The following is a 14,113-nucleotide window of genomic DNA, read 5'->3' on the forward strand; positions in this document are numbered from 1 at the left end:
TTTACCCATGTCTAATTCATGATTAATTACATAATATTTAAGTCTATCACTCTATTAAGCGGGCAGCCTTCAAACCACTGATGATCTGCTAACGTTAAATGGATCAACGTTCTCTTCTTCTAACAAATCCTCAAATTTCTCTGCCCCATATGTTGCAAAATAATCATATTCTGACTGTGAAATGAAAAATGCTAACAGTAATTTTCCATCCTTTTCGTTAGAGTCTGTACAGGTAATACTATATTCTTCCGGAAAAGCATATAACTCAGTAAAATAGACAGCGCTTTTATTATATTTTTGAACAAAAGCAGCATCAATATTCTCTACACCACTTATCGCTAAGCCTCTCCCAATATGCATTTGATTATGGATACAGTAAAATAACGTATTTGCGAGAATGTAGCCTGGGCTATTAAATGCTCCATCAACTACCATGGAAATCTCAATATAATCGCCCATTATTTCTGTATATTTACTCAAACCAAGTGTGGTATAAACCAAGCATTCTTCAAAAACATTGTCATACTTCAAAATTTGGATACTAGGCATTTCTTCACTATATTTATACACCTCTCGATCGATTGGCTCCCCTAAAAATTTAGTGTAATGATCGAAGTAAAGTGCTCCATAGTTAATCATCTAATTTCTCCTCGAGTTCCTTCTATATTATTTCTACTTAAATTTCAACTAAAGACAGCACTTCAAAACTAGCACAGTAAAATTTAATAATCCCGTTTTCATAATCTTCTACTAAATATTTATTACTTGATTCAAAACCACTATTACTTAAATTATTTATTGTAAAGCCCATCAATTGATTGTATCTATTTCCAAATCCTAATAAATCGAGGCAAGAAATATTATTAAATTTCATCTTCAACATATACTTTCTTCTATCCACTTCTACTAAAAAATCTACTTCTAAATAGGAAACTTCATCATAATATGAATTGTATCCTATAAAATAATGGAAACCTGTAATATAATGAACACTCGTTGTATTGAAATTAGGAATCTTTTTAGGTATTTCTGTATCTTCATACCACTCTTTTGTCATTCTATTAATACTCCTTCGGCCATTGTTTATGATTAAAGTTTCCTTATAGCACTTTCATCTGAAATAAAGACCGCATTCCCGATTAGCCCCAGGTTTAAATACATGGTGGAAACGAAATACCAGACAATTCTGTTCCTTCAGCCTTCAAAACTTCAGTTTTATTATGAAATATATCGACTATCACTGTTATTTCAATTTTTTTCACGGAAAATATCCCTATCTTTTAAATATATTCTTTTTTCTTATTTGATTCAGAAAATACGTAAACTGGTGGGTTCTCTCCCTCATTCATTTTAAAAAAGCAAAACATACAGCCCTGACACATCCAAAAAACAAATTCATTTTCAGTAAGCTTTAAAGCTACATTATTTTCTTCTAACAGTTCTGCTCCCCAAGTATTCAATTCTAACAATTCATCAATATAACAGGATTCTCCACGAAAAAAAGTGTTCTCAGTGCCTCTCCCCATTGTTTCCAGAAATTCAATGTAAGCAATCGGTAAATAATGATTACCTATGAATTTCTTAACTTCATGAATTTCTTGCGTTGTACAAGGGTGCATCGGTATATTGTCTTTTTGAAATTGTGTAACTAATTCATTCAAGTATTTCATGGTCATTCATTCTCCTTTATTAGGACACAAAATCTATACAATCAGACAATGAATAGTTCATAGAAGTCACCAGTAGTTGGATAAGAATATATCCCATATCCTTTAGAAAAGAGGACTTCAGTTAGTGATATTGCTCATACTCCTTAATTTTTAGTAACACTTTGCTAATTCGAACTGCTAATTTTTCTTGTTCATCTTTTGTTAATTGTTCATCACTAACATCCTTTATGCTGAACACTTGCAGCTCATATTTAACATCTTGAAAACCTTTCACTCCTAATAATTCCTGATTCAATAAGTTTTCAGCAAGTGTAGTATAAACAATGAATTTTTCACTTTGTGTATTCCTACAATCTCTATCAAATCGTTGTAATACAGTAGGAACTAACGAATCTACATTTTTATTTTCTAACTCAAAATTGTTTATAAATTTATGGACTTCATCTATTAATTCATCATAATACCAACAAACACTTGAATAATAATCTAGCGGCATTTTTTTCAGCTCTTGTAAAACACGTTTTTGTCTAGAAAACAATTCATTAAATTGTTCCAACGTTAATTTATTTTCTTGTTTAATTACTGTAAAATCCAATTCCTGTACTGCTTGTTCAATATAATTCTTAAAAGTAAAAAGAACTTTTAGATGAGTAATTATTATTTCTGAAAATACTACAAAAACCATGGCTTTATCTGTTTCACTTTCTTTCGCCAACATATCATATTCATAAAAAGTTCTTGCTATTGCCTCTCGTCTACTCATTTTTTCTTCTTCTACTAATTCATCATAATCTTCGTATATATAATTTTTATATTCTTCGTAACTAAACACCAAATCTAACTCCTCCTCCCACTTTACAAAGCCAGGCAATAATTAGATTATAACTTCCAAATAAGTTTTTTCCAGTAAATAAATGATACATAGTCTGTTTCACCGTAATCTTTTAATCCTTCAATCTATTAATACAAAAAAGCACTTGATGCCTAAAATCAAGTACTTAAACTTCAACAATATTTCATAAGCCTATGTTCTCTTCTATTACCAACACCTATTTTAATTGATTTCTTCCGGTATTTTAAATAAACAAAGAGTATCTAATGCTTCAAAAATGTTGTCGCCGAATTTATATAATGCACTTGCATTTTTGCCAAATACCCTACCCGATTGAGCGATCAACATAATTAAATAACCACGATATGCTTCACCAACTACAATAAGAGGCTCATTTATCCGCGCCTCAAATTCCTCAAAGTCTTCTTTTTCATAATAATCCCCTACTGTTTCTTCAGGACAAAAATGAAATGTTTCTATACTTCCGTCAGGGTGCTTAAATTTATATGTCATCCCACCAAAAACGGTTAATACATCACTCACACAATCATACACTTGATATCCCATCGCTTCCAAAAACATTACGGTTTTTGTTACGTCCATCTTATTATTTGGATCCCAGCCTGCCTGTAGTAGTATATCTCTCGTTTTTACCGACAATTTCTCCATAAGCACTCGTTACCAATACCCTCTCTCAAAATCATCATTATCTATTTCTTTAACAAATACCGATATCCACAATACTGTATGCTCAACTGGATCAGTTTCGATATATATACCCTTTGAACTAACGTAGACTTATTCAAAATCATCCTATTCAAAACTCGGCTCAACTTGGAGTACCTCATCAATATTCATCCCAATATGTATCTTGTTAGATAATAACCCTTTGTAATCTTTCAATGCCGTAATCTTAAAGAGCTTCCCATTCATCAAATTGAACCACAAGTCTACAGATTCTTTAATTTCATATCTTATAAAAAACGTTGTAAACAACCTTGACTTCTCATCCATATTAGCAATTAAATCGTAGAACTGGCTTATATGACTATAAAGCTTAACCCCTCCAAGTCCTTCCCAAGGAACAATTGGTGAATTGTTATCAATCACTCTACTCACTTCCTTTACGAATATAGTTCCAAGCCGTCTCGAGATCTTTAAATATCCATCCAATTTTATCGATTGATTCTTTACTATCAACTCCTAATAATAATGTTCTAACTGCTTCCTCACAGCCCAATCCGACAATAACAGCTAATGGTAATGTGTCATCTGTACTAATATTAAAAGCATATTCTAGCATATCTCCCCACTCGTAATGTAAATCTTGTAGATCAATAATAACGGCACCTGGATCCCATGCTTCCATTGCTGCCCTTCCCATAGCGTTCATATAAATAGCATCAGTATCTCCAACAGATCCGTACGCGTATTTACCAGAATACTTTATTACTAATATTTCGATTTCTTCTGAAGCCCCAAAATAATAATCAACTTTTATATCACTTAATTGAGAGAGTTCGACTTTTTTTAGATTTTTCATATTAACTCCTTTCTATTAAAATTAATTACATAGGAGCTATTCTATTTCTTCTCCTGGAAGTGCTTGGCATAATAGTTCTAATGCTTCGAAGATGTTATCACCCAATTTCACTAAGCAATAACCCATTTCTCCAAATACTTTTCCCGACCTAGACATAAACATTATCATATAATCGTTTCGTGCTTTGCCAATTGCGATTATTGGTTCATTTAATCTCCTTTCAATTTCTTCAAAATCCTCTTTTTCAAAGTAAGCACCATAAGCCTCTTCTGTAATTATATGAAATGAATCTCTATCTCCATTAGGACGTTGGAAATTACATTTTAATCCATCAAATTCACTTAACATTTTTAGAACACAGTGAAATGGTTGGTAACCTTTTGACTCTAAAAAATCTACTGTTTTCTTAATATCAACCACTCTTTCAGGAAACCATCCCGAATTGGTTAAGATTTGTGTTATAGTTTCAGAAAAGTTATTATGCAATTAAACATCCACCTTATTTATTTTTATCTCGTATAATTCTAGTCTTGATTTTAATGAGACTACATCCTCTTAAAAGTGAGTACGATGCTAAATTAGTTTTGACTTCTTGCATTTTTGAGAAAGATTGTTGATTTCATCAGTCTTTCAACTATTTATAAAATATCAATTTTTTCTATTTCTAAGTGAGATGATTGTCTCTTTTATGTCATACAAATAATTCTTAGCAAAAGAAAAAAAACTCAATGAAACTTTTATCGAGGCTATCAATATTCATCCATTTAAAAACTGAGGCAAGTTGTTTATCCATTCTTCAAAGCTTGTATTATATTCTTCAATAGTAAAATCTTCACTAGAATAGTAATATACAGGTGATATAGAGCCATATTTTGCATTTATACAAAAATAATCACCGTTACCAATCTCGAAGAATGGAATCATATTTGCAATCCAATTGCCATTATTAACCTCATAATCATACACAAACCTAATTAAATCATTCCCATTATTTTTTCCGGTTGATACGTTTAACATGCCTGGTAATACATATTTAGAAATTAAGATAAAAAGATATGTAAATTCATCCCCAAATTTGCAATTAAATTTTCTTTCTGCTTTTTCCCAATCATTCATAGAAGGTGGATCTAAATCATCCCATTCTTTTTCCAACACTTGAGATAAAACGGCTTCCACTTCATCGTATGTCATATTACATTACCTCGCTTATTTTTAATTAGAATCTTGTTCCTCTATCCCTCTTCAACAAGAATAACTTCCAATTCTGCTCCACTCACTATATTATATAGTGCATGATAAAAATCATCTCCTAAACAGATAAGAAAATCATCATAGCCTCCATAAAATTTACCGGATGAAGCAATATACAAAGTCATCTCCATTTTTGGAATATCTCCGATGATAACAAATGACTCTCTACAATATCGCTCGTAGTTTTCAGATACTTCCCGAAATATCAAAATTTGCTGCATCAATTGGGTTAATAGTAAGCGCAACATAGCTATCCGATCTTTCAAATTGAATTACCAAATCACCATATTCCTCCAGAAAATCAAATGCTCTTTTAAAGACAATATATTCTTCATTAATTAAAGCAGATACATATTTACTTATATCAACTTTACGTCCCTTAAACCAACCTGCTTTCTGAAGTAAAACCAGAACTTTTTCTTCCAAAATTCCACGTCCTTTGATTAAGGCCTTAGCCCTTATCATAAAGAAACTTCTTAACTTTAGAGTTTAATCACCAAAAATTAAAATGAATTACCTTCATGAAGAGAAAACTAGTTGTTTATGTATCTATTCTATTTCCTCTCCTTGTTTAAACAAACAAAGATTCTCCAATGCCTCATAAATATTATCCCCGAATTTTTCTAAATAATAGCCAGTTTCCCCATATATTTTACCGGTTTCAGATAAAAACATTATCATATTTCCACGACAAGCTTCACCAATGGGAATTAAAGTCTCATTCACCCTCCTTTCGATCTCTTCAAAATCTTCTTTCTCATAGTAATCTCCTAAAGCCATTTTAGGTATCATATGAAAAGACTCTATTCTACCATTTGGATGATCGAATTTATATTCAATTTCACTAAATTCACTAAGTATCTTTATTAAATGCGGAAATAAAGTGTATCTTTTTGATAGTAAAAAATCGATAGTTTCTTGTATATCAATATTCCTTCCTGGATACCAACCAGACTGTTTTAATATTTTAATTGTTTCTTCAGATAATGGTTTCATAAATAGTTTCCTCTTAAATTCATTAATAAAATCTGTCCTACATCAGAAGCTGGGGTAAAGCACAATAAAGTTTACCTAAACGGCTGCAGACTAACTGCCAAGCCTCCTCGATTTGTTGGCACAAATAATATGGAGGCTTTGCTAGTTTTTCTACTGGATTATATCTGCCCTACGTATAGCTTTCCAAATAATTATTCATATCCACTCATTACTTGATCTAAACCGAAATTATTTACTAATAAATCCGTAAGAGAAGGCGCGATTAACACTGCATCAACTATATCCAAATTTCCAAAACCAACCATATAAAGACCAAAGCCTCTTTTACCTTCAAAATATATCAGAGCATTTCCCCCTTCATCAACCCCAATTGCAAGTGAGTTAGGAATATATTTTTGGATATAATACGCTTCATTCATTTCAATACTGTCTGCTGGCCCCCAAATACGTATGTACATTTCATTCTTCACATTAATCTCAACTTCTGTTGCAACCTTTATAAACTCAATATAGTCAGCAGGAACTTCTATTGTAGAGAAATCCATAAGTTCTTTAATCTGCCTCTCTGATGCAGGTGACTCTTTAGACGCTATCGAAAACATCGTACTGATTTCATCAAAAATGCTCATTTAAATCATCCTTTTTTAAGATTAAGAGGTCTGGATGGTAAACGCATATCAGGATAGAACTCCGCAGCTCCATCTTCAATATCGACAAAACCAACTAAGTAAATATCTTGAACGGAATTATTCTTAAAAATATCTGTAAGTTTTTCCTGCATAAAAACTCCCCTTTATTTCGTGAAAAATTAAATACCTATGTCTATATGTTTTATGTACTTTTTACTATAGTATCAACAATAGTTCGTTGTAAATAAATTTCCAATCTCACTATATTTGGACCATCCAATTCAACGGCAAATTTTTCCTTTGAGATATTTTATAAAAATTAGGATATCCTAGTTTTCCTTATAAAATCTTGATAATTATCACTTAAAGTTTCATTAGTAAAAGTTTTCAGCAATAACCTATTTGTTGAAGGAACAAAATAACAATCAAAAGGATGATGTACATGAAACAAAAGCTTTCACCTATATCGGCCAAAGAGCGGATAGAAACAATCGATGTATTAAGGGGTTTCGCATTATTTGGAATCATACTAGCAAATATTGTTTGGTTTCTTTATCCTGTCTACATGCAGGAAGATCCAAGTTTTAAAAATGAATGGACTTCTTTTTGGAATCAAGCCGATTACACAGTCAAATCTCTTCTTACTATGTTTGTCGATGGTAAATTTATTATGCTCTTTTCCATGCTGTTCGGTTTTGGAATGGTCATCATGCAGGAAAGAGCAGCCACAAAGCAATTAAACTTCTGGGGAATTTATTCTCGACGACTTATTGCGTTATTTATTTTCGGTTGTCTCCATGCCTATTTCATCTGGTTTGGTGATATTTTAACAGACTACGCAATTTTAGGATTATTACTCCTTCTCATGCATAAGTTAAAACCTAATGCCATGTTAATCATTAGCATTACTTTATATAGCTTACTTTTTGGGGTTTTAACGCTAGGAGCTCTGTCTTCCAATCCTACTATGACCATGACTATGTCAGAGGAAAGTCGCCAGCTCATGCAAGTTACAATAGATGCCCACCAAAATGGAAGCATTCAAGAATTAATGGATGCCAACCTTATGGAAAGAACTTTTTATACAATGCGTAATGGATTATATATCCTTTTTTTAGGCAACCCTATTTTTTATTTATTCTCAAATCTTCCGTTCTTACTAATGTTCCTATTCGGGGCAGCCGTTGCGAAGAAAAAATGGATTCAGCGTTTTGAAGACTATCGAAAAGGCTTTTTCATTACTTGGTTACTGACATTTATTACTGGTGGCACATTGAGCTGGATACTACCTTTCTTTTTAGAAAATGCATCAGCTGCTCAATTAATTCAACATATGAGCTCGCCACTCCTAACAATCTTTTATGCTATTAGCTTGATCTTCATCTATCAAACGGTTAAAGGGAAGAAAGTTTTACAGTGGTTAGCTTTCCCTGGAAGAATGGCATTCACAAACTATATCGGCCAATCTATCATTTGTACATTTTTATTTGGGCCATTTGCGTTTGGCGTATATGGAAAACTTCACTTAACGACAGCCATCATCATTGCCATTGTCATTTTTGTGCTACAAATGATTTTTAGTAAGCTATGGTTATCCAAATTCCGCTTCGGACCATTAGAATATGTTTGGAGATCAATCACTTATTTAGGCATAAAAAAATAATTATTCAGTAAGCACGAAATATAAAAAAATAAGCGCACCTTCTCAGTACGCACGACTAATGGCCATCTACCCTGAATTTTTTCGGATAGATGGCTATTTTGCACATGTGGCTTGGATTTTTTTCGACCAAGGCATGTAATTCTTTAAAATCTCTGGCTGCTGATGAATCGGTAAATTTGGCAATTCTGTCATTAACGTCACTAGGTATTGATAGAAATCGATGCCGTTTGCTAACACGACGGTTAGCTCGCATTGTGGTGTTGTCGTTCTACTATAAAACCATTCCAAGAATAGTTGCAACAAATGGATAAATATAGTTCTTATTGTTTTCTACAAATCTGTTTCATAGTCTTCTATTAAATGTGACCAGAATCCTTCAACGTCTTTCATTGCTACTGGATCAATTTGGTCAAACATCTTGTGGAGTTCATGTGCATATTTTTGTGTACTATATTCATTTTCTTGTTTCATTTTCATTGCCAATTCATTTTTTATTAAATGCTATCCGTTCAACATGATTGAAATTTAGTTTAATTTCTCCTATTTTCTTTAAATTTTTAGTTTTTTATTAGATTGCTGATTCGGTACGATAAATCTTCTTTTTCTGTTTCCGATAACTGTTGCCCTACATCATCTATATTGAACTGCTCAAGTTCAAATTTTATATTTTTAAGTTCTCCTTGATCTTGCAGTCCTTTATTCATTAGTAGCTCAGCTAATGTGACTTTAATAGTAATATTCTCACTAAGCGTATTTTTACAGTCTCTTTCAAAACGTTTCAGCACTTTATCAGCGACTTCTTCTAAGGGGATTATACTAATAATATTATCAAAATAAACTTTTACTTCCTTTGTCATCTCATGATAGTACCAGCGTGCCCTAGGGTCGTGATTTAATGAAATCGTTGCATCATTATATTGACATAATACGTAATCTTTTCTTTCCAATAAATCCTCTACTTCTTCTGTACTTAACTGCTCTCTGATTCTTTTAATGTCTAGATTTGTTAACACTTCCCACGTTAATTCCTTAGCACGTACAGATAATTTTGAATGTGTTAGAGCGATTCTAGCTAAAGCAACACGGATAGTTGCTTTCTCAGCTTCTCCATCATTCATAGAAACTTCAAAATCATAAGTTGTTCTCGCTAACGCTTCATAATCACTGAATTTTTCACCTTTGTATTCTAAGTATGTATCATAAACTGAGGTTAACAGCTCGTAATAATTCCAATCCAAATTCTTCACACTCCAGTAGACTTTATTTAGCTTAAGCTCCGACTATTACTACGGATAATTATTGTCATTAGCCTTCCACTTAAAACAATAAAAGACTCTAATTCAATAGATCAAGATGACTTTTATCATTTAGTTAATTTTATTAAATAGTTCATTTAACAAAGTAATTAATATGTAGTGACTATTAGTTTAATATAAAAAGTATTACCAAGTTATCATTAATGCCGTGCTTACAATAAAAAAACTTAATCCATCTCGTAAATTGAGTCGAAATAAGCCTTCAATGGATTACAAAATTGTATCTTTATGTACTTTGCTAACAAGGAATTTCTATTTGAATTTACAATTTCAATTTTGTCATAAGAAGACTCACCCTTTATCATATATACCAATAGTAATTGTTTGGTGTAGTGACAACCATCGTATAAGTCATCCCATCTTCCATCCTTACAAACACATCTATGTCATTATTTTTATCTATCGTTTCAAAATAAGTTGGAAACTCTATATCTATAATCTTCAATGTGGTTATCTCCTAAGGTTAATTATTGACTAGTACATCAATTATCTATTTCAGATAGCGAATCATCACTTATATCATTCCTCGGGACATCTAAATTCCTCCAATACCTAAGAGGATAAGCTGAATTCCCTACAATCAATTCACCTTGCCGTATCCAAAAAGTACCACCTCTTTCAAAAAATTTAATCATTGGTTCATATAAGTCTATATAATCAATCGCTTCATCTACTCCCTCATCTGCTAGTTGGGAAATTTCTAAATAACAATAACAAATTGCTCGTATGTAAAGGTTATTAATCTTATCAAGTTTTGGACAAATCTTAAAAATGTTACTATCAATAGACTTTCCAAGAGCCTTAGAAATACTGATTATAGGATACTTATCTACATCAATTTCTAAATTATCCAAAAATACATTAACTCTTCTAAGATACTCTCTAATTAATACATGGTGAGATTCTTTTATTTTATCATCGATATTCTCGAATTGAATTGTTGATAAGCGTTCTAAAGCAATATTTAGTAAATCCCCCATAATCTATACCTCACTTATAAAAAACTATGCCAAATAGAGCAGACAACTTTTAATAAACTTGACACCCAAAAGCTTCAAGGTAACGGAATGTACGTCTTCCATTCTAATCTGTTTTAGTTAATATGTTCGTAGTATAATTCATCTTACTTACATACAATTTTCTATGATATCCATCTTTTAGCTTCATCTTCTCTTAAGTTTATTGGTTCCTCTGTTGTTCCTATATTTATACTTAAAATCTTAGCATTATCAAGGCCCAAAACACCTTTGAAATTTGCACCTTTCACTAAAACATTCTCAAAAAAAAAAGAATCTTCAATATTTGCATTTTTAAAATTTGAATTTCTAAAATCCACATAATCAAAATAACATGTATTTAATTGTGAATCTGATAAATCTGAACCAAAAAAAATCGTCTCAGTACTCTCGCAATCTGTAAATATCGAATTTCTAAGATCGGAATAAGTAAAGTCCACATATGAAATATATCCTTTATAGAAGTTTGCTCCCTGTAAACAAGCATTCCTAAAAATTGAAGAATAAAGCCAAGCTAAAATAAAATTTCCTTTTTCCAAATTCATGCTGCCAAATCCTATTAATCTAGCCTCCTTAAAGGAGAAATTGGACAAGTTCAGACTTTCTAATTTTCTTTCGTCAAGTACTAACTTTTCTCCCTTATCCCCTACTGACTCTAGCCATAATTGATGCAATTCAAATAGATGTATTATTCTTTTTTCATTCATCATTTTAATCGTCCTTTTTATGGATACCAGATAACTCTTCTCTTGTTCTTCCTCCATACTTTTATCATATAATTGAGCTTTGTTATCAGGCTTATTAGGATCTTTATTTGGGTTAAGCTGACTTGAATCTGGTATTATACCGTTATTAGAACTCGGAATATTCGCTACATTAATCAGCACCTTTTTTACCATTAAACCCTTTGACCATACCAAGTGTTGTTTTAGTTTCTCAAAATACTCGTGAATATGCATTACCATTAGTATAATCTTTCTCAATAGAATCTATTACTGAATCTTTTATTACAGTAGTTGTTTGAACTGGGTAAAGAACGTGATTGTTTATCATCCATGGTTTGGGATTGTAAAAACCTAACTATTGTTCACTCTCTGGTTTTATTTCAATCCATTCTACTTCATTAGAATGAATGTATAGTACAATTACATCGACTAAACCATTAAGAACTATTTTAATAGACTCACCGTCTCCAGCAAATGGGAGTACGTCTACCTCTAATATTTCACTACTATCCAGATTGAATAATTCAGGTTCAGTTTTGTAGATTGTCACATCAGAGAATATTAATATTCCAAGCTGCATTTCTGGTTCGATTTCAACATAGTAAGATTGCTTCCACTGACACAACTCTAACATTATCTTTAATTGCTTATTAACTTTATCATACTCTAATTCCTCAACAAGACTATCAAAAAGGTTATGAGCTTTAATAAATTCTGATGGTTTCATATTTCTCCTCCCAAGCTACGGTTCAATGTGAGATGCCTTCGAACCTTTTGGTACTGGGTTACCATTAATATCAAGGTAATAATCCTTTTTACCTGTGCTGGGTTGTGCACTTGATAATGATTTTTACCTCGAAAACCATTTCCTCCTGGTTTTTCAGGATCAAATCTAACCTTCATTCTAGTTTCCGATCAATATTCTCTCGTAATTTAGTATTTTTCGCCATTCTTTCTGGTGTTACATCCTTCCATCTGTTGTTGATTAATTATTTAGGATCCTTTGGCAAGTTATTAGTAGAGTATTTAACTTTACCCGTACCCTATGTTGTAATCTTAAAATCCACTAATAAAAAAACATCTATCTTCAACCTTATTAAACTACTACTTCTTCCTCTTTTATTATCGGCAATTTATAGGCTGTTTTGTGCTTCATCATGCCGTAAATAATGTTTACAAGCCGTCTCATTATACAAACCAATGCTTGTCCCTTTGTTTTGCCTTCTTTTAGTTTCCGTTGATAGTATGCATGAAATACTGGGTTCCTAGGCAGTTTACTTCCTTTCGCCACTTGTACTTGTTGGACGGCTAAGTTGTAAAATAAAGCGTGTAGCGCCCGGTTTCCTTGCTTGCTTTTTTGTTCCCTTCCTTTCCCACCAGAGCCAAAGTAAACAGGCGCAATACCCGCAAATCGTGCTAATTTATTGGCATTCGGAAAACGGCGTACGTCGCCTATTTCTTCAATTAAAGCTGAAGCTGTCACGAGATCTATGCCTGGCATTGTGTCTAATTGAAAGTCTAGTAAACTCATTAACCCTTTTAATTCTCGTTCCACATAGCGCATTTCCTGCTTCTTAAATGAAATGTCTCGGACGATGCTCTTTACTAGAAAGTCTCGTGTTTCTTAGTGTTCTCTTATTGTGTTTCCATCCTCTTTCACCAACTTTAAAATTTCACTCGCTTTTTTCACCGAACATGTATTGCTACTGGCTTCTAATAAAAATATGGTCAATTGCTTTACACTTACCCCATCTAAACACGGTGGAGACGGGTATCGTTCCCAAAATGCCAATGCTGTTTTTCCATCTACTTCTGAAAAAAACTTTTTATAGCTTGGATAGTGGTGACTTAATTGAATATGCAGTTGGTTCTTTAAAGCACCTTGTGCCTTTACTAATGCATTTCTTCTAGTGACCAGTTGTTGTATCGACCAGTATAAATCATGTGGTTTAGCATCTGGTAACTGGTCTAGTTTGTTCACCAAAATTCTGGCTACACATTCTGCATCCCAACTATCGCTTTTTTGTGTGGTCATATTACTTTTTCGTTCAGCGTATGAAAGAGCTGGATTCACTTCTTTTACAACTTGTCCGTGCTCATCCAAAAACTGCGCTAATGCTCGTCCATAGCCCCCAACATCTTCTAAACCAAAAATAGGTGTCAAACCATCATCCATATGTTTATAAATATCCAGTAAAAAAGTTGAAAAAGCAGAAGGCTTATTTTCAAACTTTATTTCATCTAGTTTTTCTTGCCAACAATTAATAATAACCGCCACATGGTGTTGCTTATGTAAATCTACTCCCACATAAAAATGCTTCTGTCTTTCGTGCATTAACTTATCCTCCTATTCAATGGAATGAAAATGCCGGCAACCTTAGTTCGAGCGTTCACCAACTGGTGCGCATTGGTACGAAAGCCTATCCATTTTCACCGTTATATGAAGATATATAAGTAAATGAGCACCTTTTT

General features: G+C 32.5%; 22 protein-coding genes and 1 pseudogene. 1 reads left to right on the forward strand and 22 read right to left on the reverse strand.

Features of this window, described 5'->3' with window-relative positions; genetic code table 11:
- Positions 1-69 precede the first annotated feature (69 nt).
- The 14 genes from AB9L17_RS15490 to AB9L17_RS15555 form a co-directional block, all read right to left on the reverse strand.
- Positions 70-639 carry a suppressor of fused domain protein gene (locus tag AB9L17_RS15490; RefSeq protein ID WP_375199383.1) on the reverse strand — a complete coding sequence of 190 codons (570 nt, stop codon included), beginning with the start codon at positions 637-639 and terminating at the stop codon, positions 70-72.
- Positions 640-676: 37 nt separating this feature from the next.
- Positions 677-1,057, reverse strand: coding sequence for a hypothetical protein (locus AB9L17_RS15495; protein WP_375199384.1), 381 nt, complete (start codon positions 1,055-1,057; stop codon positions 677-679).
- A 223-nt stretch (positions 1,058-1,280) separates the two neighbouring features.
- Complete coding sequence (locus AB9L17_RS15500) at positions 1,281-1,670, reverse strand: SMI1/KNR4 family protein (RefSeq protein WP_375199385.1); 390 nt, start codon at positions 1,668-1,670, stop codon at positions 1,281-1,283.
- Positions 1,671-1,791: 121 nt separating this feature from the next.
- Positions 1,792-2,502 (reverse strand): Imm3 family immunity protein, encoded by a 711-nt coding sequence (locus AB9L17_RS15505; protein ID WP_375200801.1) that lies wholly within the window; start codon positions 2,500-2,502, stop codon positions 1,792-1,794.
- Positions 2,503-2,724: 222 nt separating this feature from the next.
- Complete coding sequence (locus AB9L17_RS15510; protein ID WP_375199386.1) at positions 2,725-3,171, reverse strand: SUKH-3 domain-containing protein; 447 nt, start codon at positions 3,169-3,171, stop codon at positions 2,725-2,727.
- 144 nt (positions 3,172-3,315) lie between these two features.
- The gene (locus AB9L17_RS15515; protein ID WP_375199387.1) at positions 3,316-3,612 is read right to left on the reverse strand and encodes a hypothetical protein; all 297 of its coding nucleotides are present in this window, start codon (positions 3,610-3,612) and stop codon (positions 3,316-3,318) included.
- Position 3,613: 1 nt separating this feature from the next.
- Entirely contained in the window at positions 3,614-4,045 is a 432-nt protein-coding gene (locus AB9L17_RS15520; protein WP_375199388.1) for a hypothetical protein, read from the reverse strand.
- Positions 4,046-4,081: 36 nt separating this feature from the next.
- A complete protein-coding gene (locus AB9L17_RS15525) occupies positions 4,082-4,531 on the reverse strand; it encodes an SUKH-3 domain-containing protein (protein WP_375199389.1) in 450 nt (149 codons plus the stop codon).
- A gap of 270 nt (positions 4,532-4,801) precedes the next feature.
- Positions 4,802-5,236, reverse strand: a complete 435-nt coding sequence (locus AB9L17_RS15530; RefSeq protein WP_375199390.1) for an SMI1/KNR4 family protein — start codon at positions 5,234-5,236, stop codon at positions 4,802-4,804.
- A 41-nt stretch (positions 5,237-5,277) separates the two neighbouring features.
- On the reverse strand, positions 5,278-5,544 hold the full coding sequence (locus tag AB9L17_RS15535; protein ID WP_375200802.1) for an SUKH-3 domain-containing protein: 267 nt from the start codon (positions 5,542-5,544) through the stop codon (positions 5,278-5,280).
- A complete protein-coding gene (locus AB9L17_RS15540; RefSeq protein ID WP_375199391.1) occupies positions 5,483-5,722 on the reverse strand; it encodes an SUKH-3 domain-containing protein in 240 nt (79 codons plus the stop codon). The genes AB9L17_RS15535 and AB9L17_RS15540 overlap by 62 nt, the downstream gene beginning before the upstream one ends.
- A gap of 123 nt (positions 5,723-5,845) precedes the next feature.
- Complete coding sequence (locus tag AB9L17_RS15545) at positions 5,846-6,292, reverse strand: SUKH-3 domain-containing protein (protein WP_375199392.1); 447 nt, start codon at positions 6,290-6,292, stop codon at positions 5,846-5,848.
- A 191-nt stretch (positions 6,293-6,483) separates the two neighbouring features.
- Positions 6,484-6,921: an SMI1/KNR4 family protein gene (locus tag AB9L17_RS15550; RefSeq protein WP_375199393.1), complete on the reverse strand. Its 438-nt coding sequence runs from the start codon at positions 6,919-6,921 to the stop codon at positions 6,484-6,486.
- 5 nt (positions 6,922-6,926) lie between these two features.
- A complete protein-coding gene (locus tag AB9L17_RS15555; protein WP_375199394.1) occupies positions 6,927-7,073 on the reverse strand; it encodes a hypothetical protein in 147 nt (48 codons plus the stop codon).
- Between the two features lie 290 nt (positions 7,074-7,363).
- Here AB9L17_RS15555 and AB9L17_RS15560 point away from each other — a divergent pair, with 290 nt between their 5' ends.
- Entirely contained in the window at positions 7,364-8,584 is a 1,221-nt protein-coding gene (locus AB9L17_RS15560) for a DUF418 domain-containing protein (protein WP_375199395.1), read from the forward strand.
- 93 nt (positions 8,585-8,677) lie between these two features.
- Here AB9L17_RS15560 and AB9L17_RS15565 read toward each other — a convergent pair whose 3' ends face one another.
- The 8 genes and pseudogenes from AB9L17_RS15565 to AB9L17_RS15600 all read right to left on the reverse strand — a co-directional run bounded on the left by AB9L17_RS15565 (position 8,678) and on the right by AB9L17_RS15600 (position 13,976).
- A complete protein-coding gene (locus AB9L17_RS15565; RefSeq protein WP_375199396.1) occupies positions 8,678-8,872 on the reverse strand; it encodes a hypothetical protein in 195 nt (64 codons plus the stop codon).
- A gap of 42 nt (positions 8,873-8,914) precedes the next feature.
- The gene (locus AB9L17_RS15570) at positions 8,915-9,055 is read right to left on the reverse strand and encodes a hypothetical protein (protein ID WP_375199397.1); all 141 of its coding nucleotides are present in this window, start codon (positions 9,053-9,055) and stop codon (positions 8,915-8,917) included.
- An 86-nt stretch (positions 9,056-9,141) separates the two neighbouring features.
- Positions 9,142-9,822: an Imm3 family immunity protein gene (locus AB9L17_RS15575; protein WP_375199398.1), complete on the reverse strand. Its 681-nt coding sequence runs from the start codon at positions 9,820-9,822 to the stop codon at positions 9,142-9,144.
- A gap of 379 nt (positions 9,823-10,201) precedes the next feature.
- Positions 10,202-10,345: a hypothetical protein gene (locus AB9L17_RS15580; RefSeq protein ID WP_375199399.1), complete on the reverse strand. Its 144-nt coding sequence runs from the start codon at positions 10,343-10,345 to the stop codon at positions 10,202-10,204.
- A gap of 37 nt (positions 10,346-10,382) precedes the next feature.
- Positions 10,383-10,880, reverse strand: a complete 498-nt coding sequence (locus AB9L17_RS15585; protein WP_375199400.1) for a hypothetical protein — start codon at positions 10,878-10,880, stop codon at positions 10,383-10,385.
- A gap of 161 nt (positions 10,881-11,041) precedes the next feature.
- The gene (locus tag AB9L17_RS15590) at positions 11,042-11,881 is read right to left on the reverse strand and encodes a pentapeptide repeat-containing protein (RefSeq protein WP_375199401.1); all 840 of its coding nucleotides are present in this window, start codon (positions 11,879-11,881) and stop codon (positions 11,042-11,044) included.
- 115 nt (positions 11,882-11,996) lie between these two features.
- Positions 11,997-12,368, reverse strand: a complete 372-nt coding sequence (locus AB9L17_RS15595; RefSeq protein ID WP_223556321.1) for a hypothetical protein — start codon at positions 12,366-12,368, stop codon at positions 11,997-11,999.
- Between the two features lie 369 nt (positions 12,369-12,737).
- Positions 12,738-13,976, reverse strand: a pseudogene (locus AB9L17_RS15600) (IS110 family transposase).
- Between the last annotated feature and the right edge of the window lie 137 nt (positions 13,977-14,113).

This window comes from Lysinibacillus sp. RS11 (genome assembly GCF_042019215.1).
GTDB classification, from domain to species: domain Bacteria; phylum Bacillota; class Bacilli; order Bacillales_A; family Planococcaceae; genus Lysinibacillus; species Lysinibacillus xylanilyticus_A.